The 22,662-nt window shown below is 50.5% G+C and carries 22 protein-coding genes; 20 read left to right on the plus strand and 2 right to left on the minus strand.

The window, feature by feature from the left end; translation table 11 throughout:
* The 8 genes from pgsW (at position 1) to DXA87_RS07750 (ending at position 8,739) form a co-directional block, all read left to right on the plus strand.
* Complete coding sequence (pgsW, locus tag DXA87_RS07720) at positions 1-1,074, plus strand: poly-gamma-glutamate system protein (protein ID WP_117503747.1); 1,074 nt, start codon at positions 1-3, stop codon at positions 1,072-1,074.
* Complete coding sequence (locus DXA87_RS07725) at positions 1,064-2,503, plus strand: HAMP domain-containing sensor histidine kinase (RefSeq protein ID WP_117503748.1); 1,440 nt, start codon at positions 1,064-1,066, stop codon at positions 2,501-2,503. Before pgsW ends, DXA87_RS07725 begins: the two co-directional genes overlap by 11 nt.
* On the plus strand, positions 2,472-3,095 hold the full coding sequence (locus DXA87_RS07730; protein WP_117483873.1) for a response regulator: 624 nt from the start codon (positions 2,472-2,474) through the stop codon (positions 3,093-3,095). Before DXA87_RS07725 ends, DXA87_RS07730 begins: the two co-directional genes overlap by 32 nt.
* Positions 3,096-3,435: 340 nt before the next feature.
* Complete coding sequence (ggt, locus tag DXA87_RS07735; RefSeq protein WP_158553049.1) at positions 3,436-5,298, plus strand: gamma-glutamyltransferase; 1,863 nt, start codon at positions 3,436-3,438, stop codon at positions 5,296-5,298.
* A gap of 93 nt (positions 5,299-5,391) precedes the next feature.
* Entirely contained in the window at positions 5,392-6,051 is a 660-nt protein-coding gene (locus DXA87_RS07740; RefSeq protein WP_015553924.1) for a DUF6305 family protein, read from the plus strand.
* An 87-nt stretch (positions 6,052-6,138) separates the two neighbouring features.
* The gene (locus DXA87_RS07745; protein WP_015553925.1) at positions 6,139-7,425 is read left to right on the plus strand and encodes a TRAP transporter large permease subunit; all 1,287 of its coding nucleotides are present in this window, start codon (positions 6,139-6,141) and stop codon (positions 7,423-7,425) included.
* Positions 7,426-7,440: 15 nt separating this feature from the next.
* A complete protein-coding gene (locus DXA87_RS17950; RefSeq protein WP_015553926.1) occupies positions 7,441-7,596 on the plus strand; it encodes a hypothetical protein in 156 nt (51 codons plus the stop codon).
* A 15-nt stretch (positions 7,597-7,611) separates the two neighbouring features.
* Entirely contained in the window at positions 7,612-8,739 is a 1,128-nt protein-coding gene (locus tag DXA87_RS07750) for a succinylglutamate desuccinylase (protein WP_242998022.1), read from the plus strand.
* Between the two features lie 67 nt (positions 8,740-8,806).
* Here DXA87_RS07750 and DXA87_RS07755 read toward each other — a convergent pair whose 3' ends face one another.
* Together DXA87_RS07755 and DXA87_RS07760 are read right to left on the minus strand one after the other, a co-directional pair.
* The gene (locus DXA87_RS07755; protein ID WP_117469939.1) at positions 8,807-9,334 is read right to left on the minus strand and encodes an ECF transporter S component; all 528 of its coding nucleotides are present in this window, start codon (positions 9,332-9,334) and stop codon (positions 8,807-8,809) included.
* Positions 9,335-9,546: 212 nt separating this feature from the next.
* The gene (locus tag DXA87_RS07760; protein WP_015553930.1) at positions 9,547-10,305 is read right to left on the minus strand and encodes an amidohydrolase family protein; all 759 of its coding nucleotides are present in this window, start codon (positions 10,303-10,305) and stop codon (positions 9,547-9,549) included.
* Positions 10,306-10,727: 422 nt separating this feature from the next.
* On the opposite strand from DXA87_RS07760, the gene DXA87_RS07765 reads away from it, so the two are divergent.
* The 12 genes from DXA87_RS07765 (at position 10,728) to DXA87_RS07820 (ending at position 22,577) form a co-directional block, all read left to right on the plus strand.
* A complete protein-coding gene (locus DXA87_RS07765; RefSeq protein ID WP_117503823.1) occupies positions 10,728-11,690 on the plus strand; it encodes a beta-ketoacyl-ACP synthase III in 963 nt (320 codons plus the stop codon).
* A gap of 122 nt (positions 11,691-11,812) precedes the next feature.
* Complete coding sequence (gene acpP, locus DXA87_RS07770; protein WP_015553932.1) at positions 11,813-12,046, plus strand: acyl carrier protein; 234 nt, start codon at positions 11,813-11,815, stop codon at positions 12,044-12,046.
* 104 nt (positions 12,047-12,150) lie between these two features.
* Positions 12,151-13,089 (plus strand): enoyl-[acyl-carrier-protein] reductase FabK, encoded by a 939-nt coding sequence (fabK, locus tag DXA87_RS07775; protein WP_278286476.1) that lies wholly within the window; start codon positions 12,151-12,153, stop codon positions 13,087-13,089.
* 8 nt (positions 13,090-13,097) lie between these two features.
* Complete coding sequence (gene fabD / locus DXA87_RS07780) at positions 13,098-14,006, plus strand: ACP S-malonyltransferase (RefSeq protein WP_117503751.1); 909 nt, start codon at positions 13,098-13,100, stop codon at positions 14,004-14,006.
* An 80-nt stretch (positions 14,007-14,086) separates the two neighbouring features.
* Positions 14,087-14,830, plus strand: a complete 744-nt coding sequence (gene fabG / locus DXA87_RS07785) for a 3-oxoacyl-[acyl-carrier-protein] reductase (RefSeq protein ID WP_117483945.1) — start codon at positions 14,087-14,089, stop codon at positions 14,828-14,830.
* A 113-nt stretch (positions 14,831-14,943) separates the two neighbouring features.
* Positions 14,944-16,179 (plus strand): beta-ketoacyl-ACP synthase II, encoded by a 1,236-nt coding sequence (gene fabF, locus DXA87_RS07790; RefSeq protein WP_117472176.1) that lies wholly within the window; start codon positions 14,944-14,946, stop codon positions 16,177-16,179.
* A gap of 11 nt (positions 16,180-16,190) precedes the next feature.
* Complete coding sequence (gene accB, locus DXA87_RS07795; protein WP_015553937.1) at positions 16,191-16,667, plus strand: acetyl-CoA carboxylase biotin carboxyl carrier protein; 477 nt, start codon at positions 16,191-16,193, stop codon at positions 16,665-16,667.
* A gap of 73 nt (positions 16,668-16,740) precedes the next feature.
* A complete protein-coding gene (fabZ, locus tag DXA87_RS07800; RefSeq protein ID WP_015553938.1) occupies positions 16,741-17,163 on the plus strand; it encodes a 3-hydroxyacyl-ACP dehydratase FabZ in 423 nt (140 codons plus the stop codon).
* 13 nt (positions 17,164-17,176) lie between these two features.
* On the plus strand, positions 17,177-18,532 hold the full coding sequence (locus tag DXA87_RS07805) for an acetyl-CoA carboxylase biotin carboxylase subunit (RefSeq protein WP_117503752.1): 1,356 nt from the start codon (positions 17,177-17,179) through the stop codon (positions 18,530-18,532).
* A 190-nt stretch (positions 18,533-18,722) separates the two neighbouring features.
* The gene (locus tag DXA87_RS07810; RefSeq protein WP_117503753.1) at positions 18,723-20,507 is read left to right on the plus strand and encodes an acetyl-CoA carboxylase carboxyltransferase subunit alpha; all 1,785 of its coding nucleotides are present in this window, start codon (positions 18,723-18,725) and stop codon (positions 20,505-20,507) included.
* A gap of 83 nt (positions 20,508-20,590) precedes the next feature.
* On the plus strand, positions 20,591-21,730 hold the full coding sequence (locus tag DXA87_RS07815) for a nitronate monooxygenase family protein (protein ID WP_117483880.1): 1,140 nt from the start codon (positions 20,591-20,593) through the stop codon (positions 21,728-21,730).
* A 196-nt stretch (positions 21,731-21,926) separates the two neighbouring features.
* Complete coding sequence (locus DXA87_RS07820; protein WP_117483946.1) at positions 21,927-22,577, plus strand: nucleoside recognition protein; 651 nt, start codon at positions 21,927-21,929, stop codon at positions 22,575-22,577.
* Positions 22,578-22,662 lie beyond the last annotated feature (85 nt).

The following is a 22,662-nucleotide window of genomic DNA, read 5'->3' on the forward strand; positions in this document are numbered from 1 at the left end:
ATGAAAAGTTTGCAAAAACGCCGAAGCACGGCACTTATCCTGGCTGTGGCCTGGCTGGCCGTCTGCCTTGTCCTTACATTGGCGATGGGACAGACGAAAGCCACGGAAGACTATGAGATCAAACTTTTGGCTGCCCAGAAGCTGCAGGGCTGGATGGATGATATCCGGGATTATAAGCTGGAAGCAGGACTTTCCCTCACTCCTTATGATACGCACAAGACCGGAATGATCGGCGATGAATATACGCCAATTACCACCAGCCTTGGCTCGGAGGAGGCGAAGCGGACCACAGCAAACCCGGACATGGGCGCACTGCTGGTGCAGATGCTCACCGAGGCCGGGGTAAAGTCCGGCGATACCATCGGCGCGGGCTTTTCGGGTTCCTTTCCAACGTTGAATCTGGCTGTGTTGGCCGCCGGTGAGGCGATGAATGTGAAGGTGATCTATATCGCTTCCATGGGAGCGAGCACTTTTGGTGCAAACCAGCCGCAGTTTACCTTCCCGGACATGGTCTGCCGCCTTTATCTTGACGGCAGGCTCCAGACACCTCCGGCTCTGATCACACCGGGCGGTGATTATGACTGCGGAGGTGAAATGTTTGAGGAGGAAAAAGAGGAGGCACTTGCCCGCATTGCGTCCTATGGCGTGGCAGATATCATGCAGGAGCGCGATTTCGCGGCAAACCTGAAGGCGCGTGAGGACCTGTATGAGACGTTAGGTCCCATAAGCTGTTTTGTCGGTGTGGGCGGAAACATTACGACCATCGGCCTGGAAGAGGACAAGATGAAGGCCGGTGTGATGGTTCCCTATACGGTTACCAGTGTGCGCAGTGATGACGGACTCTTGCAATATTATAATGCACATGGTCTGCCGGTTCTGCATCTTTTAAACATCAAGCAGCTGGCTGCCCAGTACGGTCTGCCGTTTGATCCAGAGATGATCGTCCCGCCAGGCCAGAGTGCCCTGTATTACCACACGGTATATCCACATCTTCCGGCTCTGGTCGGGGTCCTTGGGGCTGTGTGCATATTAGTTTTTGCCTTTAAAAGGAGATCCATGAGTGATGACAGGTAATATCAAACTGGCGGGTTTCGAGATCCGCAAAATAGACCGCAAAGAAATGATGATCGGTCTGGCGTTGATCGCGCTGAGTTTTTTAATGCCGGTTTTATTTACGGTACAGAACTTTCAGGTGCGGGAGTATATGCATCTTGCGTTGGAAAAGCAGGAGAAGACCGATCTGATGGTGGCTGCTTTACGCCTGGTGATGTTAAATGCCCTGCGCGCTGCTCCGCATTATATCGGAGCATATTATATTGCCGAGTCGGTGGAACTCTACCGGAGAGGGAAAAAAAGTTGGATACCCAATGCATGCATGATTTTACTGATCCTGCCGCTTGTATATGAGGGCATTGGTCTGGTGCACGGTATTCGTTACGACTTTGGTTTGCCGGCTCTGCTTCTGGGTTCATCCGTGGTGCTGTTTCGGCGTCTGGATTATCAATATATATCATTAACCAAAAAGAACCTGATGCTGCTGATTTTTACTATAGCTTTTCAGTTCCTGGACATCATGCCGCTGATGAGCGGTCTGCCCGTGGGACGCGGTGAGATGAGTTCTGATATCAAGCTATTTGCTGATGTGCTGGAGGCCAATTCTCTCTTAAATGCCATCGGTGCGGTGGGAATTTTAGTTGTGACCCTGTTTGCAACGATTATTCTCCTGCAGCTGCGGGATGAAAATAATCTTCTGCGTCTGTCGGAGGAAAAAGAAAAAATGCAGACCGTGCAGAGTCGTGCAGCACTGCTGGAAATGAAAAACCGTACCTACCGGGAAATGAAGTATCTGGTGCACGATTTAAAATCGCCTCTGACCAGTACTCAGACTTTGGTGGGAATTTTAAAAATGCAATGCGAGGTTGACGGAAGAAACAGGGAAATCGAATATCTGAGCCGCATTGAAAGCCAGATGGATCGGATGAGCAGCATGATCTCGGAAATCTTATATGAAAACAGATGCAGTCCCAGCGACACCAAGCACATTTTAGATATGGCACTTGCGCAGATATCGGTAGAGGATTACGCATCTAACGTGCATATTGACAATGAGGTACCGGAGCTTCAGGTAAGCGTAAACAGTATTTTGTTTACGCGCGTGTTAGTAAATCTGATCCACAATGCTGCACTGGCGGTTGAGAAGGGGCGGGAGCTTGCCATTTGGATCCATGTACGGGCCCGCCTGGTGGATGACTTGCCGTTTATCACCTTTTCTGTTTCAGATAACGGCTGCGGTATGACCGAGCAACAGCAGGCCACCATGTGGGAACAGGGAATTTCCGGCTTTGGCTCCAGCGGCCTGGGACTTGCCTTTGTGAAACAGACCGTGGAAGCCATGGACGGCTCGGTGATATCGGAAAGCCAGCCGGGCAAGGGCACACGGTTCATCATATTTTTACCGGAGGTAGTAAACCATGGAACGAAAGATCACGATACTTTCCATTGACGATGAAGAAAATATACGCTTTGCTTTAGGCGAGCTGTTTCATTTTCAGGGCTGGGAGGCCTGCAGTGCCCCAAATGTTAAAAAAGGCCTGGAGCAGTTTCGTTTACACAAACCTGACATTGTATTAATCGATTATCACATGCCCGGTATTAACGGCGTGGAAGGAGTGCAGATGTTGCGTGCACTTTCACATACTGTGCCAATTATCGTGTTTACAATCGATGAAAGTCAGGAGGTGGCCGACCAGTTTCTGCAGGCGGGTGCCAGTGATTTTGCCTTGAAGCCCATCAAGGCTCCGGATATTATCAGCCGCATCAAGCTGCATTTACGCCTTTTAGAACGAGAGCATCAAAAACAGGCACCTTTGGACAAAGGCTTAAGCGAGGCCACGATGCAGCTGGTGCTGGATTCGTTAAAAGAAGGTGAGGATTACATGACAGTAAATGAGGTGGCTCGCAGCAGCGGTCTTGCATATCAGACGGTATACCGTTACCTGCAGTATCTGATTCAGAATAAGAAAGTGGAAATGGTGAGCATTTACGGCAAAGTCGGCCGCCCGCGCCAGTTATTCCGCTGGGTTGAAAATATGTAAGCGATCTACAATAAAACGAAAAAAGTTTTACCTTGAGAAAACGAGGTAAAACTTTTTTCGTTTAATATGAAACCCAATTTAATTGATCAAAGGACATTATTACATTTTTGAGAAAAATATGAGAAAAAATAGACTTGAATAGAGTGATTTTGTATAATTTACACAGTTCCTACAGAACTTCGACACAGTTTCTACATAAATGTTACTATTATCCTGGGGATCAGCTTTCACCCCGACTTGAGATGTGATGGTAAAGCTTTCGCTTACTAATAAAAGACACCATAAAACAGAGAGGAGTTGCCGATGGGCGGCGAACCTCTCAAACAAAAGGAGGATGACAATGAAAAGATCAAATCGTCTGGTTGCAAGATCGGCAGTTGCACTCAGTCTGGCAGCTTCGTTGACTGCCTGCGGAACTGCTTCCTCAACGACAACGACAGCGGCGAGCAGTGAGGCTGCTACCGAGACAGCTTCCGAAGCAGAAGCTGCTTCTACGACCGAAACCGTTGGTGAGGATGTCTGGCTGCCTTACAACGAAAACCTCGAGAAGAAGCGTGATGACCGTGACGCTACCGGTAAAAACGGCGCGGTTGCTTCCTGTAACTGGTACGCCAGCAAGGCAGGTCTGGAAATTCTGAAGGAAGGCGGAAACGCCTTTGACGCAGCGGCTGCTGTAGCCTACACTCTGGGCGTGGCTGAGCCGTACTTCTCCGGTCTGGGCGGCGGCGGATTTATGACTATTTACAGTGCCAAAGATGACAAGGTGAGTGTCCTTGATTTCCGTGAGACTGCTCCTGCAGCTGCTAATGCACAGATGTGGTTGGATGAAAACGGAAAGATGGAGCAGTTCAGTCTGGACGGCGTGAATAATCTGGGTGACAAGAGCGTGATCGGCGGTCTGTCGGTAGCTGTACCTGGAGAAGTTGCTGGTTTTGAGTATCTTCTTGATAACTACGGTTCTGATGCCGTAAGCCGTCAGCAGATCTTCCAGCCTGCTATCGACACAGCCAACAACGGCTATGTAGTGGGAGTTACCTTTAAGGAAGAGCAGGACAGCGAGTATACCGGTATTGCCGCAAACGAGACTTTGAGCAATATCTACCTGGATGAGAGCGGACTGCCGTATGAGGTTGGTGATGTGATCAAAAACCCGGATCTGGCAAAGACCCTGCAGTTGATCGCTGATGGCGGTAAAGATGCTTTCTATACCGGCGATATGGCACAGGCTATGGTGGATGCTGTTGCGGCTTGGGGTGGCAATATGACCATGGAAGACCTTGCAAATTACGAAGTAAAGGTTCGTGAGCCTGTCGTTGGTCACTATAAAGATTACACTATCTACTCTTTACCACCGGCATCTTCCGGCGGTACACACCTGGTTGAGATCCTGAACATTCTCGAGAACTACGACGATATGGACAAGATTGGTGTAAACAGCACCGAGTATGTACATCGTTTCTCTGAGGCTTTTAAGATCGCCTTCGCAGACCGCGCGCAGTATATGGCAGATACTGACTTTGCTGATGTTCCGCTAGCTCAGCTGACAAGCAAAGACTATGCTGCAGAGCGTTATAGTGAGATCACTGACAAGAGCGGCAGCTATGTGGCTGTAGAGCCGGAAGAGTTAGAGCATTATGCAACTACAAGCTTTTCCGTTGTTGACCAGTGGGGCAACATGGTAGCCTGCACAAAGACTATCAACTACGGCTTTGGTTCCAAGGTTGGTGTTCCTGGCTATGGATTTATTATGAACGACGAGATGGATGATTTCTCAGCTGATCCTGAGAGCGTAAACTGCGCAGAAGGCGGAAAACGTCCGTTATCCAGCATGAGCCCGTCTATCGTTTTATATCCGGATGGATCTCCGTACATGACAATCGGAAGCCCGGGAGCTACCCGTATTTTCCCGACGATCGCTCAGGTTATCGAGCGCATGATTGACTACAATATGGATATTCAGGACGCGATCGATTGTGCACGTATCTACGACAACGCATCTGAAAATATCTGCTATGAGTCCGGCGGTGTGAACCCGATCACTCCTGAGGTTGCTAAAGAACTGCAGGATCGCGGACATGAAGTTACCGATAAGGGAGAATGGCAGCTGTTCTTCGGCGGTGTACAGGGAATCTCGATCGGTAAGGACGGAACACTGCGCGGTGGTGCGGATCCTCGCCGTGATGGTAAGGCTCTGGCATATTAATTTTCATTTCCAGTAATACATGAATTATCAGTGCTGCCCGCTTCCCGATAACGGGGCGGGCAGCCGTAAAATAAGAAAAGGAGATATACGATTATGAAGAAACTTGGTATTTTTATTGCGGCTAGTGCTTTGACATTATCTTTGGCTGCTTGCGGCTCCGGCGCTTCCAGCACAACAACTACCGCAGCGGCTGCAGAAACCACAGCAGCAGCTTCCGCAGAAACTACAGCGGCAGCAGGTGCTGCAACTGAACTGACTGAGATCAGCGCAGGTATGTGCTCTACTCCGGCTATCCTGACCAGTATTGGACAGAGTGCTGATGTAGACATTGCAAATACACTTTGCACAAAGGCTGGCATTGAAGTAACAATGAATAAGAACATCACAGGCGCAGATCTTCCGGATGACTGCAAAACTCTGATCCTTGCAGTCGGTGGATCTTCCAAGGGACTTGGTGCTGCCGGTATCGATGCTGACCAGGAGCTTGCACGTACTGACGCTCTGATTTCCGCTGCAAAGGAAAAAGGTATCATTGTTCTTGCTCTGCACACTGGCGGATCCGCTCGTCGCGGTACCTTATCTGACAGCTTTATCACTCCGGCTTTCCAGGGCTGCGATGCTGCTATCGTAGTTTCTGAGGGGGATTCCGATGGTCTGATGTCTGGTATCTTATCCGGCAACGGAACTCCTGCAATCTATGTAGATAACACTGCAGGTACTCTTGACGCTTTAAAAACTGCATTTGGTCTGTAAATCTGAGTTACTAAACAAACAAACAAACAAACTAACCTGCGGCCTGGCTGAACGGGCCGCAGTGATTTTGAAGAGGAGAACATCATTATGACACCTTACGTGATCACTTTTATTGTGATGGTCGGTGTTTTCATGATCGGCTGCTTTGCATTCAAACTGCCTGTTGGCGTATCAATGCTGATAGCAGCGCTCTGCGGTGCTCTTGAGGGCGGCCTCGGCACCGAGACTATCCGTATGATGGTAGAGGGCGAGTTCGGTTATGTAGATACCATTCTGACTATTGGCTGTGCCATGATTTTCATGAAGGTCATTGAGGGATCCGGTGCTCTGGATGCTTTAAGCAGCCTGATTATTGAGAAATTCCATCGTTTCCCTGCTGTTTTACTGGTTTTAATCATGCTCATCATCATGTTCCCCGGCATGATCACCGGTTCTTCCACTGCAGCAGTTCTTTCAGCAGGTTCCATTATGGCTCCGGTTCTTGCATTAATGGGAATTGATGCCGTTACCTCAGGCTCCATTATCGCTATGGGTGCTCTGCTTGGTATGATCGCACCTCCTGTAAATACCGCTGCATTAATTATCTGCGCAGGTATCGATGTTCCTTATGTTGGTTTTGAGGGTCCGCTGGCCTTAATCACTTTCCCGTTAGCGATTCTGTTCGTGCTTTTACTCGGCTACAAGCAGGCACGCCACATGGACTATGAAAAACTGAAACCTGCTCTTGAAAAGCAGGATGCGATCCGCAAGCAGTACGGTGTGCGCATCTACATTCCGTTACTGGTTCTGGTTGCTTTAATGGTTATCTTTAAGGTTCTGAAGTTAGGCGAAGACATCGGTATGCCACTCATGTTCCTTATCAGTGCTGCCGTTGGTCTGTTCACCGGAAAGAAGATCAATGTACTGACTGCTGTACCGGAAGCCATCCGTACCGCAGCACCTGTTATGGGTATTCTGATGGGTGTTGGTATGTTCATCGAAGTAATGACAGCGACCGGCGTTCGCGGTCTGGTAGTTATCAGCTGTCTGCGTCTTCCGAGCACATTGTGGCTCTTAGCCTGCGCGATCAGTATTCCGCTGTTTGGTGCAGTTTCCTCTTACGGCGCATGCTCGGTTTTAGGCGTTCCGTTCGCTTACATTTATGCTTCACTTTTAGGCGGAAATTCCGTTGTGGTCTTAGCTGCTATCAGCCTGATCGCTGCTGTGGGTGATATGATGCCTCCTACCGCTTTAGCGGGTCTGTTCGCTGCACAGGTTACAGGTGTAGAAAAATACACTAAGATCCTGAAGCGTTGTATTGTGCCTATCATCATTCTGCTGGTTTACGCTTGTTTCTTCCTGGCAAATTCAAAACTGATTGCCGGACTGTTTTAAAGGAGGGACTGAATTATGAGTATTATCACGATCATTTATTTAGCCATCGCCCTTCTGGTTTTTGTAAGCACACTGTACAACATGATTTTTAAGGAAGAACGCCTTGTTGATCAGATCAACGCAGCTATGATTTTAATTCCTCTGCTGCTGCGGATCTTCCTGATCAAGTAAGGAGGGTGAATGAAAATGAAGAAAACGTATCTGTCCGCCGTTGCCGTTCTGGTTTGCGCGGCTCTCGTTGGCGGTATTGCCGGTACGAGCTTTTATACCAAGCGCCATTTCAAGGAAGACATCGTGACTGGTCCGAATGTGACCGAGGTATTTAAGCTGAGCCGTTATAATCCAAACCTGGAAGGCACCATCGGCGATTCCGATGTATATGTACTGAAAGGTGAAAAAGAGGGAGGTTCCCTTGTTGTTCTGGGCAGCACTCATGCCAACGAACCTTCTGGTCATATGGCCGGCATTATTCTGGAAGAGAATGCAAAGGTTGAAGCGGGAACCATTTATGTGATCCCGAACATCAACAATTCCGCTTTGACCCACAATGACCCGCTGGATGGTTCCCCGCAGTACATGCACTTCACCACAAAAAATGGTGAGACCAGAACATTCCAGTATGGCTCCCGTGCAACCAACCCGATCGATCAGTGGCCGGATCCGGATATTTACACACATAAGTCTTCCGGTCAGACACTTTCCGGTTCAGAGACTCGTAACCTGAACCGCTGCTATCCGGGAGTTGAGGATGGTACTTTATCTGAGCAGGTTGCTTATGCGGTAACCAACATGATCAAGACCTTAGATATTGACATGGAGATCGACCTGCATGAGTCCAGCCCGGAGTATGCCGTAAACAATGCTACCGTAGCTCACGAGCGCGCTTCTGCTATTGCATCTGAGGGCGTTCTGAATCTGGAGTTAGAGGGCATTTCCATGAGTCTGGAGCCGTCTCCGGTTTCCTTGCATGGTCTGACTCACCGTGAGTTAGGTGATTATACCAATACTTATGCACTGTTAATGGAAACTGGTAACCCTAGTCAGGGTCGTCTTCGTGGCTATACAGATGAGGATCTGGTAAAGACAGGTGAAGATCCTTGCTATGTGATCGCCTATGATCTGGGGCTTCTGTATGTTGACTACAGTTCCGGCAACTTCCCAATCGAGCTGCGTGCTGGTCGTCATCTTGCTGGTATCAGCGCTTACATCGATGCGTTCAACAATAACAGCAGCGAAGATAAGCAGATCATTGTGAAAGGTATTCCGACCTATGACGAGATGATCAACAGCGATTTAGGTGATTTCCTTCTGTAAAAATTTTATACAGACCCAATGAAAACCCCGGTCTGCAGTGCATGAACATTGCGGACCGGGGTTTTTGTTACGCAAATTTTGCCTTTAATGTTCGGATCGCCGGGGACTGTACGAGGATCGTGTAGGCTACGCCGCCGAGGACGATCCCTGCGATGGTCTGCATGGACAGGGTGAACATTTCACCGAAGGCAACAACGGTGCCGTAGAGCGGGATCTTTACGAGCGTGTAGCCGATAATATGGGCGATGCCGCCGACGATAGCACCGACGAGCCAGGAATATTTAAAGTTCGGCAGAAGCTTGTAGGCAATCGTTCCGGCGATGAACGCCCAGAGACCTTTTAATACCATGGTCGGGAGAACCCATACCGCGTAGCCGCCGAGAAAATCGGAGAGACCTGCGCCGATGGCACCGGCGAGGACGCCGCGTCTTGTGCCAAATAAGCAGACGGTCAGGATGATCATGCAGTCGCCGAGGTGGGTGTAGCCAAAGGCGGAAGGAATTTTAAAGAAATAGGTTCCGACAAATACCAGAGCGCTCATTAAGCCAATGATGGAGATATCGAGGGTGGTGTCCTGGTGTGAGTGATTTTTCATAGGGGTGTCCTCCTTGAATACAATAATTTCAAATTTTTAATAAATTTAAATGATTCAAACACATGCAACAAAACTCTGTGATATGCAGATGAAAAACTTTTGGCAGGCATGAATGAAAACGATTTGGCTTTTCGAAGTCGAAATTTCAGTGACACAATTTAAAAAATTGCTGTAACATTTACCCCCTGTTTCTGCAGTGGATACAAAAACTTCTATTTCAATCCCATAAATTTAGCTGCGTTATGATAGAAAATGTTCTCCAGTCCTTCATCATCCACGCCGCAGGCCATGATCTTCTGGATCTCAACGGTCGGGGCATGGAACGGGGAGTCGATGCCGAACATGACTTTCTCATGGCCGACGGTGTTGTAGGCGTTGGCGATCTGGACACTCATGGAGGTTCCGGAGGTCTCAAGCCAGATATTGTCGTATTTTTTTGCCATGGTGATCGCTGCATCGACGTAAACACCGTGGGCATGTCCCATATGGATCATGACGATCGGGAGGTGCGGGTGGCGTTCAGCCAGAAGTCCGATCTGCCACGGAAGAGAGAATGGCGGATGACCGGAATGGATGAATAATGGTTTGCCGTATTTTTCACAGATCTCAGCCACCGGATCCACACACGGATCATCGGCACAGTAGCCGTCAAAGAGGGACTGGAGCTTCGCACCGGCGAAATGTTCGTCGCGGATATAGTGCTCTAAGGCATCGTAAGCCGGTTTTCCTTCGGCACAGTTGATCCACATGAGCGGGATGATCTTATCCGGGTGAGCCTTGAAGGCAGCAACGGTCTCTTCATTTGTGTGCGGGCCGTCGGAACAGAGGATCGTCTTTTCAATATTGAATTCTTCCATCTGTTTTAAGAGAAGGTCTGCATTAAAGTGGATATTGAACGGACTGCCGAAGGTGCCGATATGGCTGTGGGCATCGATTTTTTTAAATTTGCTGAAATCGCTTGTAATACTCATAATATCGCTCCTTTTATCTCAGTCAGATAAGACTCCCACTTTTTCTGGTGGTGAGCCATAGCAAATTGTCGGGAAAATTTCGCATGCGGTAAATATGTGATTATCATATCTGAGATATGGCATTGTTAAAATATCCAATTTTAAATAATTTGACCAGTCCAGATGCGGCAAATACTGAGCTTAAACAGGTGAAAAGGCGTCATTCCATCTTTTTTTGCGTGGAACCACAAGGGTACTGAATGGTTGCAGGTTTACTTAAGCAGCCGGCGGTGAGAAGGAAAAACAAAAATTCACTTGACAAAAAAGCAGACATCTATTACCATTAGAATCAAACATTTTGAATATCAAACTATTTGAAATTAAAAACTAATGCGGGGAAAAGAATTTCTTCGCATCAATGAAATGGCAGGATTTAGAAGATGATGACAGCCAGAATTGCTGGAATCGGCGCGTATGTGCCGGAGAATTTGATTACGAACGACGATCTGGCGAAGATCGTGGACACGAATGACGAGTGGATCCGGACACGGACCGGAATCCGGGAACGCCGGATCTCCTCCGGAGAGGGAACGCGCCATCTGGCGGCGAAGGCGGCTGAGCGGGCGCTTGCAGCAGCGGGAGTTGCCCCGGAAGAGCTGGATATCATCATTCTCGGGACTTCGTCCCCGGACCGGAATTATCCCAGCGATGCCTGCAGTGTTCAGGCGGCCATCGGGGCAGTGAATGCAGTTGCCTTCGATATCTCGGCGGCATGCGCAGGATTTATTTTCGCCATGAATATCGTGGAAGGATTTTTTAAAGCCGGAATTTACAAGACGGCGCTGATCATCGGGGCAGAAACCCTCAGCAAAGTGACAGACTGGAGTGACCGCGGCACCTGTGTCCTCTTCGGAGACGGAGCAGGGGCAGCCGTTTTAAAAGCGGAAGAGACCGGAATCATCGACATGATGATGGGAGCGGACGGAACAAAGGGTGATGTCCTCGCCTGCACGTCCAGAACCGTTGGAAACTTCCTCACAGGGACAAAGCCGGAGCTCGGGTTCATGACCATGGACGGACAGGAGGTCTTCAAGTTCGCGGTGCGGAAGGTGCCGGAGAGCGTCTTGGAGCTTCTTAACCGGACAGGGACAAAAAAGGAAGATATTAAATATTATGTCCTCCACCAGGCGAACGAGCGGATCATCGAGGCGGCAGCCAGACGCCTGAAGGAGCCAATGGAGAAATTCCCGATGACCATCGGTCAGTTTGGAAATACATCAACGGCATCGATTCCGTTACTGTTAGACGATATGATCCAGAAGGACATGTTGAAGCGGGGCGACAAGATCATCATGTCAGGCTTCGGAGCCGGAATGACCTGGGGTGCAGTGCTCATGGAGTGGTAGATATCTGATTAATCCGGAAAGTAGGAGAAGTTATCTACATAATAAGAAATAATTTAAAAAAACAAAAAAATGCAAAAACCCATAAAATACAAATAATAAGAACATTTAAAGGAGATCAAATCATGTTAGAAAAAATGAAAGAAATCATCGCAGAGCAGTTAAGCACAGACGCAGACAGCATCACAGAGGCAACCTCCTTCAAGGATGACCTTGGAGCAGATTCCCTTGACTTATTTGAGCTTGTTATGGCTCTTGAGGATGAGTATTCCGTAGAGATCCCAGCTGAGGACCTTCAGAACCTCGCAACGGTCGGCGATGTTATGAAGTACTTAAAAGATAAGGGTGTTGAGGAATAGTCAAACCGAATAAACCAGAGTCAAAACGCGTCTATGACGCGTTTTGCTGATATAAAGATAATTCCGGGCAATACCCGACAGATAGATTTCAGGAAGTGAGAGCAATAAAAATGAAGACAAGAATTACAGAAATGCTGGGAATCGAATATCCGATCATTCAGGGCGGTATGGCCTGGGTCGCTGAGCATCATCTTGCTGCCGCTGTTTCTGAGGCAGGAGGTCTTGGCCTCATCGGCGGCGCAAACGCGCCGGGAGAGGTTGTCCGTGAAGAGATCCGTAAGGCGAAAGCACTGACAAAGAAGCCGTTTGGCGTTAATGTCATGTTAATGAGCCCGTATGCGGATGATGTGGCGAAGGTGGTTGTTGAAGAGGGCGTGAAGGTCGTTACGACAGGAGCCGGAAATCCTGCAAAGTACATGAAGATGTGGAAGGAAGCAGGGATCATCGTGATACCGGTCGTTGCTTCTGTGGCTCTTGCGAAGCTTATGGAGCGCGGCGGCGCTGATGCTGTCGTTGCAGAGGGAACCGAATCCGGCGGACATATCGGTGAGGCGACCACCATGACTCTCGTTCCGCAGGTCGTTGATGCGGTATCCATCCCGGTCATTGCAGCAGGCGGCATCGGTGATGGAAGAGGAATTGCGGCGGCTTTCATGCTGGGCGCTGAGGCAGTCCAGATGGGAACAAGATTTGTTGTCGCAAAGGAATCCATCGTTCATGAAAATTATAAGCAGAGAATCATTAAAGCAAAGGACATCGATTCTGCGGTAACAGGAAGAACCCACGGACATCCGGTCCGCTGCCTGAGAAACCAGATGACAAGAGAGTATAACCGACTTGAGGCAGAAGGAAAATCCTTTGAGGAGCTTGAGTATCTGACACTTGGAACCCTCAGAAAAGCCGTTCAGGAAGGCGATACCACAAATGGAACCGTCATGGCAGGTCAGATCGCAGGTCTTGTAACGAAAGAGCAGACATGCAAGGAAATGATCGATGAGATGATGGAGCAGGCAGATAAGCTGCTTGGCGGATGTCAGAAGTAAGGAGAATCATGGGAAAGACAGCATTTATTTTTCCGGGACAGGGCGCGCAGGTATGCGGCATGGGCCAGGATTTTTATGAAAATTCGGAGACTGCAAAGGCAGTATTTGACCGTGCGACGGAGCTTTTAGGCTTTTCCGTTCCGGAGTTATGCTTTGAGAAAAATGACCGTCTGGACATCACGGAGTATACGCAGGCGGCAATGGTGACCACTAGCATTGCCATGATGAAGGTGATGGAGGAGCGGGGCATCCATGCGGATGTGGCGGCTGGCTTAAGCCTTGGCGAGTACTGCGCACTGGTGGCAGCAGGCGTTATGACGGCGGACGACGCGATCCGCACAGTCCGGGAGAGAGGAATTCTCATGCAGGAGGCAGTTCCGGCTGGAGTCGGCGGAATGAGCGCTGTTCTCGGCATGACGGCAGATGAGATCAATGCCGTTGTGGACGAGATTCCGAATGTGCAGGTCGCAAACTACAACTGCCCGGGTCAGATCGTGATCTCCGGTCTCAAGGAGGCGGTGGAGACCGCGGCGGTGAAGTTAAAAGAGGCAGGTGCAAGACGTGTGATCCCGCTTAATGTCAGTGGACCGTTCCACTCCTATCTTTTAGAGGAAGCCGGGGAGAAGCTTGGAAGGTTTCTGGAGAATATTCCGGTATCTGAGCCGGTGATCCCGTATGTGGCGAACGTGACAGCTGCTTATGTGACAAAGGCAGAGGACGTAAAGCCGCTTTTGACACGTCAGGTATCTTCTTCTGTCAGATGGCAGCAGAGCGTGGAGACCATGCTGGCGGACGGTGTTGACCGGTTTATCGAGATCGGACCGGGAAAGACGTTAGCTGGATTTATCAGAAAGATCAACAGGGAAGCGACGGTCATCAATATTGAGAAATTTGAGGATCTGGAGAAGCTGAGCTAAGTGATCGAAAGAGAAATTAGTAAATAATGTCGTCAGAGACAAAAATCTGGCGGCTGACTGATAGAAACACGGAGGGAAACATGAATTTAACAGGGAAGGTTACTCTTGTGACAGGCGCAAGCCGCGGAATCGGCCGTCAGATTGCTCTGACACTGGCTGGATACGGCGCGACCGTCATCGTCAACTATAACGGTTCCGCAGCAAAAGCAGAGGAAGTCGTAAACGAGATCACAGCAAACGGCGGAATGGCGGAGAGCATGCAGTGCAGCGTCAGTGATTTCGAAAAATCCAAAGAAATGATCGATGGGATCGTAAAGAAATACGGCCGTCTCGACATTCTTGTGAACAACGCCGGAATCACAAAAGACAACCTGATCATGAAGATGTCCGAGGACGATTTTGACGCAGTTATTGCCACAAACTTAAAGGGCGCATTCAACTGCATCAAACATGTCTCCCGCCAGATGTTAAAGCAGAGAGGCGGACGGATCATCAATATCTCTTCCGTTTCCGGAGTGATGGGAAATGCAGGTCAGGCAAACTACTGTGCCTCCAAGGCGGGCATCATCGGACTCACGAAATCCGTTGCAAGAGAGCTTGGAAGCCGTGGGATCACAGCAAACGCAGTCGCACCGGGATTTATCCGTACAGAGATGACGGATGTGCTGCCGGAGGACGTAAAGAAAGCCATGGGCGAGCAGATTCCGTTAAAGCATTTCGGTGAGACAAAAGACATTGCGGAGGCAGTCGCATTTCTTGCTTCCGATGAGGCAGCTTATATTACCGGCCAGGTTCTTCATGTGGACGGCGGCATGGCGATGTAAAAGACAGTTGGAAAAAGCGCCTGTTCCGGCCACACAGCCGGACAGCGGATGTTTCGGTTATCATCTGCGCGGGGCGTGGATGATAGCATAATTAGAACAGGAGAACGAAAAGCATGAGAAGAGTTGTAGTAACAGGAATGGGCGCGATCACCCCGATCGGAAACGATGTTGAGACATTTTGGAACGGATTAAAAGAGAAGAAACTCGGATTTGGACCGATCACCTATTTTGACACGACCGATTATAAAGCAAAGCTCGCGGCAGAGGTCAAGGACTTCGAGCCGAAGGACTATATGGATCCGAAGGCGGCAAGAAGAATGGAGCGTTTCGCACAGTTTGCGGTAGCGGCAGCCCGTCAGGCGCTGGAGGATTCTTCCCTCGACATGACAAAGGAAGATCCGTTCCGTGTCGGTGTCTGTGTGAGCTCCGGTATCGGAAGCTTACAGATCATCGAGAAGGAATATAAGAAGCTTCTGGAAAAAGGACCGAACCGCGTAAATCCGCTTCTGGTGCCGCTCATGATCAGCAACATGGCAGCAGGAAACGTGTCCATCCAGTTTGGCTTAAAGGGAAAGAACATCAACGTCGTGACAGCATGCGCGTCCGGTACGAACTCCATCGGTGAGGCGATGCGTGCGATCCAGCACGGCGAGGCGGAGGTCATGGTCGCAGGCGGAACTGAGAGCTGCATCACACCGTTAGGCGTTGCGGGATTCTCCGGACTTACCGCTCTTTCCACCTCTGAGGATCCGGAGCGCGCCTCCATTCCGTTCGATCTTGAGAGAAACGGTTTCGTCATGGGCGAGGGCGCAGGTGTCGTTGTATTAGAGGAATTAGAACATGCAAAAGCCCGCGGAGCGAAGATCTACGCGGAGTTAGCCGGATACGGCGCGACAGGCGATGCTTATCACATTACTTCTCCGGCGGAGGACGGAAGCGGTGCCGCAAAGGCAATGGAATACGCAATTGCTGACGCGGGAATGAAGCCGGAGGACATCGATTACATCAATGCCCACGGAACAGCGACCCACCACAACGATTTATTCGAGACAAAGGCCATCAAGCTTGCGCTTGGCGACCATGCATATAAAGTAAAGATCAACTCCACAAAATCCATGATCGGACACCTCTTAGGCGCTGCCGGCGGCGTTGAGTTCATCGACTGTGTAAAATCCATCGAGGACGGCTTCGTTCATGCCACAGCAGGCTTAAAAGTAGACGATCCGGAATGCGATCTTGACTACACAAAGGGCGACGGCGTTTCCATGGAAGTAAAGACAGTTTTGACGAACTCTCTGGGATTCGGCGGACACAATGCGTGCCTGCTTGTCAGAAAGTTTGAGGAGTAAGGAGAACGGCGATGGAAGTAAAAGAGATCATTGAATTAATGAAGGCAATGTCAGAGAACGGCATGACCGGCTTCGAGCTTGAGGAAGGCGACTGGAAACTGAGCATGAAGCGGGAAAAGAAAATCGTTGCGGCGGCGCAGACACCGGTCGTTATGCAGGTCCCGGGACAGGGTTCCATGATCCAGACCGCGGATGTGACCGCTATGGAGCAGGTCTCCGGTGAAAATGCGGAAAAGAAAATTTCCGGAATCTCCGAGAAAGTGATCACCTGTCCACTTGTGGGTACGTTCTATTCCTCCCCGGCACCGGACGCAGAGGACTATGTAAAAGTCGGAGATACCGTGAAAAAAGGTCAGGTCATCGGAATCGTGGAAGCCATGAAGCTGATGAATGAGATCGAGAGCGAGTATGACGGAATCGTAGAGGAGATCCTTGTGAAGAACGAGGAGACGGTTGAGTATGGTCAGCCGTTATTCCGGATTCGTTAATTATAAAGATAACCGTTTGGCGGCCCGCGCATTGCCGCGCGGGCTGTGAAAGATTGGATAGAGGATAAAAATTATGTTAGGAATCAAAGAAATTCAGGAAATCATTCCCCACAGACATCCGTTTCTTCTCGTGGATTGTGTGGAGGAGCTGGAGCCGGGCGTGAGAGCCGTCGGATATAAATCTGTGACATACAATGAGCCGTATTTCGCGGGCCATTTTCCGCAGGAGCCGGTCATGCCGGGCGTCCTGATCGTTGAGGCGCTGGCACAGACAGGTGCTGTCGCGATCTTAAGCGTTGAGGAAAACAAAGGAAAGACTGCGTATTTCGGCGCAATGAATAATGTAAAGTTTAAGAAGAAAGTAGTTCCGGGCGACAAGCTCCGTCTGGAATGCGAGATCATCAAGCAGAAAGGACCGGTCGGTGTTGGAAAGGCGGTCGCTACCGTGGACGGCAAAGTCGCGGTATCTGCGGAACTCACATTTATGATCGGTTAGGACTGGTGAAGAGATGTTTCAGAAGATTTTAATCGCAAACCGCGGCGAGATCGCCGTTCGGATCATCCGGGCATGCCGGGAGATGGGGATCAAGACGGTTGCCGTCTACTCCGAGGCGGACCGGGACGCACTGCACACACTTCTTGCGGACGAGGCGATCTGTATCGGACCGGCGCCGTCCACGGAGAGCTATCTCGATATGGAGCGGATCTTAACCGCATGCGTTGTCATGAAGGCAGATGCTATCCACCCGGGCTTCGGATTTTTGTCCGAGAATGCCCGCTTCGCGGAGCTCTGTGAAAAGTGCAATATCCGCTTTATCGGACCGTCAGCTGAGATCATTAACAAGATGGGAAATAAGTCCGAGGCGAGAAAAACTATGATGGCGGCGGGCGTTCCTGTGGTTCCGGGAAGCAAAGAGCCGGTCTACACTGTGGAGGAAGGCCTTAAGACCGCGAAAGAGGTCGGCTTTCCGGTGATGATCAAGGCGTCCAGCGGCGGCGGCGGAAAGGGAATGCGCGTTTCGAGGTCGGAGGAAGATTTCGAGGCGAACTTCTTAAATGCCCAGATGGAATCCGTCAAGGGATTTTCCGATAATACCATGTATATCGAGCGGTTTGTGGAGAATCCGCGCCACATCGAGTTCCAGATCTTAGGCGACCGTTACGGAAATGTGGTCCATCTCGGTGAGCGCGACTGCTCGATCCAGAGGAGACACCAGAAGGTTCTTGAGGAATCCCCGTCAGCGGCGATCTCCGGGGAGCTTCGGAAAAAGATGGGTGAGACGGCAGTCCGCGCGGCAAAGGCGGTCGGATATGAGAATGCGGGAACCATCGAGTTCCTTTTAGATAAAGATAAAAATTTCTATTTTATGGAAATGAATACGAGGATCCAGGTGGAGCATCCGGTGACGGAGGCTGTCACGGACATGGACCTCATCAAAGAGCAGATCCGGATCGCTGCGGGGGAACCGCTCTCCGTGAGCCAGGAGGACATCAAGATCTCTGGCCATGCTATCGAATGCAGGATCAACGCGGAGAATCCGGAGAAGAACTTTATGCCATGTCCGGGCATGATCACAGATATCCATCTCCCAGGTGGCAGGGGAGTCCGTGTGGACACGGCGGTCTACAACAATTACCGGATCCCGCCGAACTATGATTCCATGATCTTAAAGCTGATCGTGCGGGACAAGGACCGGGAGTCCGCCATCGCGAAGATGCGCAGCGCCCTCGGGGAGCTTGTCATTGAGGGAATCAATACGAATCTGGATTTCCAGTATGATATTTTAAGCGATCCGGATTTTCAGTCGGGAAATGTGGATACAAACTTCATTCCGTCGCATTTTCCGGAGTATACCAAAGAATAGGATTATACCAGTTCAGCCATGCACATAGTTAGGCATAGACGTGTGTTGCAAGCTTGCTTGCATAAGCACGTTTATGACTAACTATGTATATGCGGAACGCCACGAGCTTCTTGTTTTCATGGAACATGAAAACAAGAAGACTGCATGGCTGAACGTGCAATTTTCACAGTCTTGAAAGGAGCTTTTATATATGCTAAGGGATATGTTTAAAAAAACATATACGAAGATCGATATGAAATACCGTGCGGGAGAAAAGGAATCTGCCAGAACGGCAGAGGAGGACGCGCCGGTGATTCCTGCCGGGCTGTGGAAAAAGTGCAATAAATGCGGAAAGCCGATCTACACGGACGATGTAAGGGCGAACTTTTATATCTGCCCGAAGTGCGGCGGATACTTCCGTGTCCATGCGTACCGCCGGATCGAGATGATCGCGGATGAGGGAAGCTTTGAGGAGTGGGACAAGTTCATGCAGGTCTCCAATCCGTTAAGCTTCCCAGGATACGAGAAGAAGCTTGCAGCAGCCCGTGAAAAATCACAGCTCAATGAGGCCATCGTCACCGGATCCTGCACGATCCACGGACAGAAGACCGTTGTCGGTGTCTGCGATGCGAGATTTTTGATGAGCAGCATGGGCCACAACGTGGGTGAAAAGATCACGAGAGCCGTGGAGCGCGCCACGGAGGAAAAGCTTCCGGTGATCCTTTTCGCCTGCTCCGGAGGCGCGAGAATGCAGGAGGGCATGGTCTCCCTGATGCAGATGGCAAAGACTTCTGCGGCTTTAAAGAGACATCATGAGGCGGGACAGCTTTATGTGAGTGTCCTGACGGACCCGACAACGGGCGGCGTTACGGCAAGCTTCGCGATGTTAGGAGATATCATCCTCGCGGAGCCGGGGGCACTCATCGGTTTTGCGGGACCCCGTGTCATCGAGCAGACCATCGGGCAGAAGCTGCCGGAAGGTTTCCAGAGAGCGGAGTTCCTTGTGGAGCACGGCTTTGTCGATAAGATCGTGAAGCGTGAGGAATTAAAAGAGACGCTGGCGATGATCTTAAAGCTTCATAAGAAGCCGGAGAGCGGATGTCTTGCGGACTGGAAAACGGAAAACACAGTTGACAGGGCGGCTTTTGAGGAAAAAGAGCAGAATTCTTCTGCGAAGAGAGCGCATCATGGTTCCGGAAAGGCAGCAGGAGCAATCCGCAGCGCATGGGATTCTGTCCTGCTTTCCAGAAAGGCGGACCGTCCGGTGGCTACGGATTATATCCGTGCGATCTTTGATGATTTCATGGAATTTCACGGAGACCGTTACTGCAAAGATGATGGTGCCATCGTCGGCGGAATCGCTTCCTTCCACGGAATGCCTGTGACAGTGATCGGGCAGGAAAAGGGTAAGAATACAAAGGACAACATCAAGCGCAACTTCGGAATGCCGTCCCCGGACGGATACCGGAAGGCGCTGCGTCTCATGAAGCAGGCAGAGACCTTTGGACGCCCGGTAGTGTGCTTTGTAGATACCCCAGGAGCCTTCTGCGGACTGGAAGCCGAGGAGCGCGGACAGGGAGAGGCCATCGCGAGAAATCTCTTTGAGATGTCAGATCTCACCGTTCCGGTGCTCTCCATCGTGATCGGAGAGGGCGGAAGCGGCGGAGCGCTTGCCATGGCTGTGGCGAACGAGGTCTGGATGATGGAGAATGCGGTGTACTCTGTTCTCTCCCCGGAAGGTTTCGCATCGATCCTCTGGAAGGACAGCAAGCGTGCGGACGAGGCGGCGCGGGTCATGAAGATGACCGCGGCGGAATTAAAGGAACTCGGAATTATCGAGCGTGTGATCCCGGAGCCGGAACCGGCAGACCCTGAGACGCTTCCGGAGATCGCGAAGACTATGGAGAATGCCATGGAGGAGTTCATTGAAGCGTGGACACAGCTTGACGGGAAGACGTTAGCAGAGCGCCGGTATGAGAGATTCCGGAAATTTTAGGCAGCGCTCCAGCAGCGTGCGGACCAGCATATGGTCATGTTAGAGATGGAACAAATACGGGGAGTTATAATTTAGGAGGAAATATGGAGGCAGCAATCGGTCTGAAACCATTAAAAATAGGGAACCTCGTGGCGAAGCACCCGGTGATCCAGGGAGGAATGGGGGTCGGCGTGAGCCTTTCGTCCTTAGCCGGAGCAGTCGCGAAGGCGGGAGGAATCGGAATCATTTCCACAGCCCAGATTGGATTTAAGGATCAGGATTTCGGAAAAAATCCGATGGCGGCGAATCTGAGAGCGATCCATTCCGAGCTTAAGAAAGCCAGGGACAAAGCGCCCCAGGGAATTCTGGGCTTTAATATCATGGTCGCAACGAAGGAGTACGCGTCCTATGTGAAAGAGGCGGTGAAAGCCGGAGCGGACGTGATCATCTCCGGCGCCGGTCTCCCGATCGACATGCCGAAATTTGTCGCGGAGGCGGAGATTGAGAACGGAGGTTCTGAAAAGAAAGAGCGGCGTACCATGATCGCGCCCATCGTTTCCTCTGTGAAATCTGCTCTTGTGATCTGCAGGATGTGGGATAGAAAGTACCACACAGCACCGGATTTCGTCGTAGTGGAAGGACCGTGCGCGGGCGGTCATCTCGGATTTTCCAGGGAACAGCTCACTGAGCTTGGAGCCGACACAGACCATGTAGCCGAGACATTTAATGAAGCGGCTTATGATAAGGAGATCCGCGGAATCATCGAGACGGTGAAAAGCTTTGCGGAGAAGTACAAAAAACATATCCCGGTCATCACGGCGGGGGGAATTTTTGATCATAAGGACGTTCTGCACCAGTTTGAGCTTGGCGCGGAGGGCGTTCAGGCGGCGACGAGATTTGTGACGACTGAAGAATGTGACGCGGATATTGCATACAAAGAGGCATATATCAACGCGAAAGAGGAAGACATTGTGATCGTTAAGAGTCCGGTTGGAATGCCGGGCAGAGCGATCAAAAATAAGTTTTTAGAGCGTGTTGCTCAGGGACCGGTGAAGGTGGAGCGGTGCTTCCGGTGTCTGGAACACTGTAATCCGGCGGAAACACCGTATTGCATCACGAAAGCGCTGATCAACGCCGCAGAAGGAAAGATTGATGAGGCGCTGCTGTTCTGCGGAAGCAATGCATACCGTTGTGAGAAGATCGAGACGGTGCCGGAGGTTATGGCGGCGCTGTGCGGAGAGTAAATAATTCAGAGAGGCTGTTGTGCAGATCATGTGAATCAGCCAGAATATAAATTTTCAGGAAAGCAGTTTTATAAAGTTCATAGATCCCGTATTTCTGTCATAAGATAAAGAAATTCAGGTGGTGGTTTGGCGTATCTGCGCTTCGAGTGCAGGCAGCCGAAGCGTCGCCGACTTTGACAGAAATGCGGGATTTTTTATGTTAAATATGCTCTGGGCAGGAATGATGGCAGCCGGGATCTTCTGGGCGGCGTTTCATGGAAATATGGGGGCAGTGACGAATGGGTTGCTGGATTCGGCGAAAGAGGCAGTGACACTGGGCGTCACGATGCTTGGGATCATGTCGTTCTGGTGCGGGATCTTAAAGATCGGGGAGCGGGCTGGGCTCATCGAGGCGTTGACGGAGAAGATGCGTCCGGTGATCCGGTTTCTCTTTCCGAATCTCCCGGACGGACATCCGGCGGGGAAATATATCGCGACAAATATGATTGCGAACATGCTGGGACTCGGCTGGGCGGCGACACCGGCAGGGTTAAAGGCGATGGAAGAGTTGGGGAAACTGGAGGATGAGAGACGGGAGGAAAAAGCGCCGGATAAGAGGAAAAATACGGCAGGGCAGAGCAGTCTGGCGAGACAGTCGGGCACTGCCAGCAATGAGATGTGCACGTTCCTGATCGTAAATATTTCCTCACTCCAGCTCATTCCCATCAACATGATCGCCTACCGCAGCCAGTACGGCAGTGTCAGCCCGGCGGCTATCGCAGGACCGGCGCTCCTCGCGACCATCGCCAGCACGGTGGCAGGAATCGCGTTCTGCAAGGTCATGGACCGGAAAAACGTTGATTTTTGAAAAAAAGTCTACTATAATACTACTATTATGTGGCTGAAGCCCATACTCATAAAAGAGTCCCCCGCCCAAGGCGGTTTAAACCGAG

The organism is Desulfotomaculum sp. OF05-3, from assembly GCF_003435535.1.
Taxonomy (GTDB): Bacteria; Bacillota; Clostridia; order Lachnospirales; family Lachnospiraceae; genus Pilosibacter; species Pilosibacter fragilis.

Excerpts from the sequence above, each read along its gene's own strand:
- pgsW (WP_117503747.1), top strand. The coding sequence starts at position 1 with ATGAAAAGTTTGCAAAAACGCCGAAGCACGGCACTTATCCTGGCTGTG.
- DXA87_RS07760 (WP_015553930.1), bottom strand. The coding sequence starts at position 10,305 with ATGAGTATTACAAGCGATTTCAGCAAATTTAAAAAAATCGATGCCCAC.
- DXA87_RS07810 (WP_117503753.1), top strand. The coding sequence starts at position 18,723 with ATGCTAAGGGATATGTTTAAAAAAACATATACGAAGATCGATATGAAA.
- ggt (WP_158553049.1), top strand. The coding sequence starts at position 3,436 with ATGAAAAGATCAAATCGTCTGGTTGCAAGATCGGCAGTTGCACTCAGT.
- fabZ (WP_015553938.1), top strand. The coding sequence starts at position 16,741 with ATGTTAGGAATCAAAGAAATTCAGGAAATCATTCCCCACAGACATCCG.
- fabF (WP_117472176.1), top strand. The coding sequence starts at position 14,944 with ATGAGAAGAGTTGTAGTAACAGGAATGGGCGCGATCACCCCGATCGGA.
- DXA87_RS07805 (WP_117503752.1), top strand. The coding sequence starts at position 17,177 with ATGTTTCAGAAGATTTTAATCGCAAACCGCGGCGAGATCGCCGTTCGG.
- DXA87_RS07725 (WP_117503748.1), top strand. The coding sequence starts at position 1,064 with ATGACAGGTAATATCAAACTGGCGGGTTTCGAGATCCGCAAAATAGAC.
- accB (WP_015553937.1), top strand. The coding sequence starts at position 16,191 with ATGGAAGTAAAAGAGATCATTGAATTAATGAAGGCAATGTCAGAGAAC.
- DXA87_RS07745 (WP_015553925.1), top strand. The coding sequence starts at position 6,139 with ATGACACCTTACGTGATCACTTTTATTGTGATGGTCGGTGTTTTCATG.
- DXA87_RS07765 (WP_117503823.1), top strand. The coding sequence starts at position 10,728 with ATGACAGCCAGAATTGCTGGAATCGGCGCGTATGTGCCGGAGAATTTG.
- DXA87_RS07730 (WP_117483873.1), top strand. The coding sequence starts at position 2,472 with ATGGAACGAAAGATCACGATACTTTCCATTGACGATGAAGAAAATATA.
- DXA87_RS17950 (WP_015553926.1), top strand. The coding sequence starts at position 7,441 with ATGAGTATTATCACGATCATTTATTTAGCCATCGCCCTTCTGGTTTTT.
- fabD (WP_117503751.1), top strand. The coding sequence starts at position 13,098 with ATGGGAAAGACAGCATTTATTTTTCCGGGACAGGGCGCGCAGGTATGC.
- DXA87_RS07740 (WP_015553924.1), top strand. The coding sequence starts at position 5,392 with ATGAAGAAACTTGGTATTTTTATTGCGGCTAGTGCTTTGACATTATCT.
- fabG (WP_117483945.1), top strand. The coding sequence starts at position 14,087 with ATGAATTTAACAGGGAAGGTTACTCTTGTGACAGGCGCAAGCCGCGGA.
- DXA87_RS07815 (WP_117483880.1), top strand. The coding sequence starts at position 20,591 with ATGGAGGCAGCAATCGGTCTGAAACCATTAAAAATAGGGAACCTCGTG.
- DXA87_RS07755 (WP_117469939.1), bottom strand. The coding sequence starts at position 9,334 with ATGAAAAATCACTCACACCAGGACACCACCCTCGATATCTCCATCATT.
- acpP (WP_015553932.1), top strand. The coding sequence starts at position 11,813 with ATGTTAGAAAAAATGAAAGAAATCATCGCAGAGCAGTTAAGCACAGAC.
- DXA87_RS07750 (WP_242998022.1), top strand. The coding sequence starts at position 7,612 with ATGAAGAAAACGTATCTGTCCGCCGTTGCCGTTCTGGTTTGCGCGGCT.
- DXA87_RS07820 (WP_117483946.1), top strand. The coding sequence starts at position 21,927 with ATGTTAAATATGCTCTGGGCAGGAATGATGGCAGCCGGGATCTTCTGG.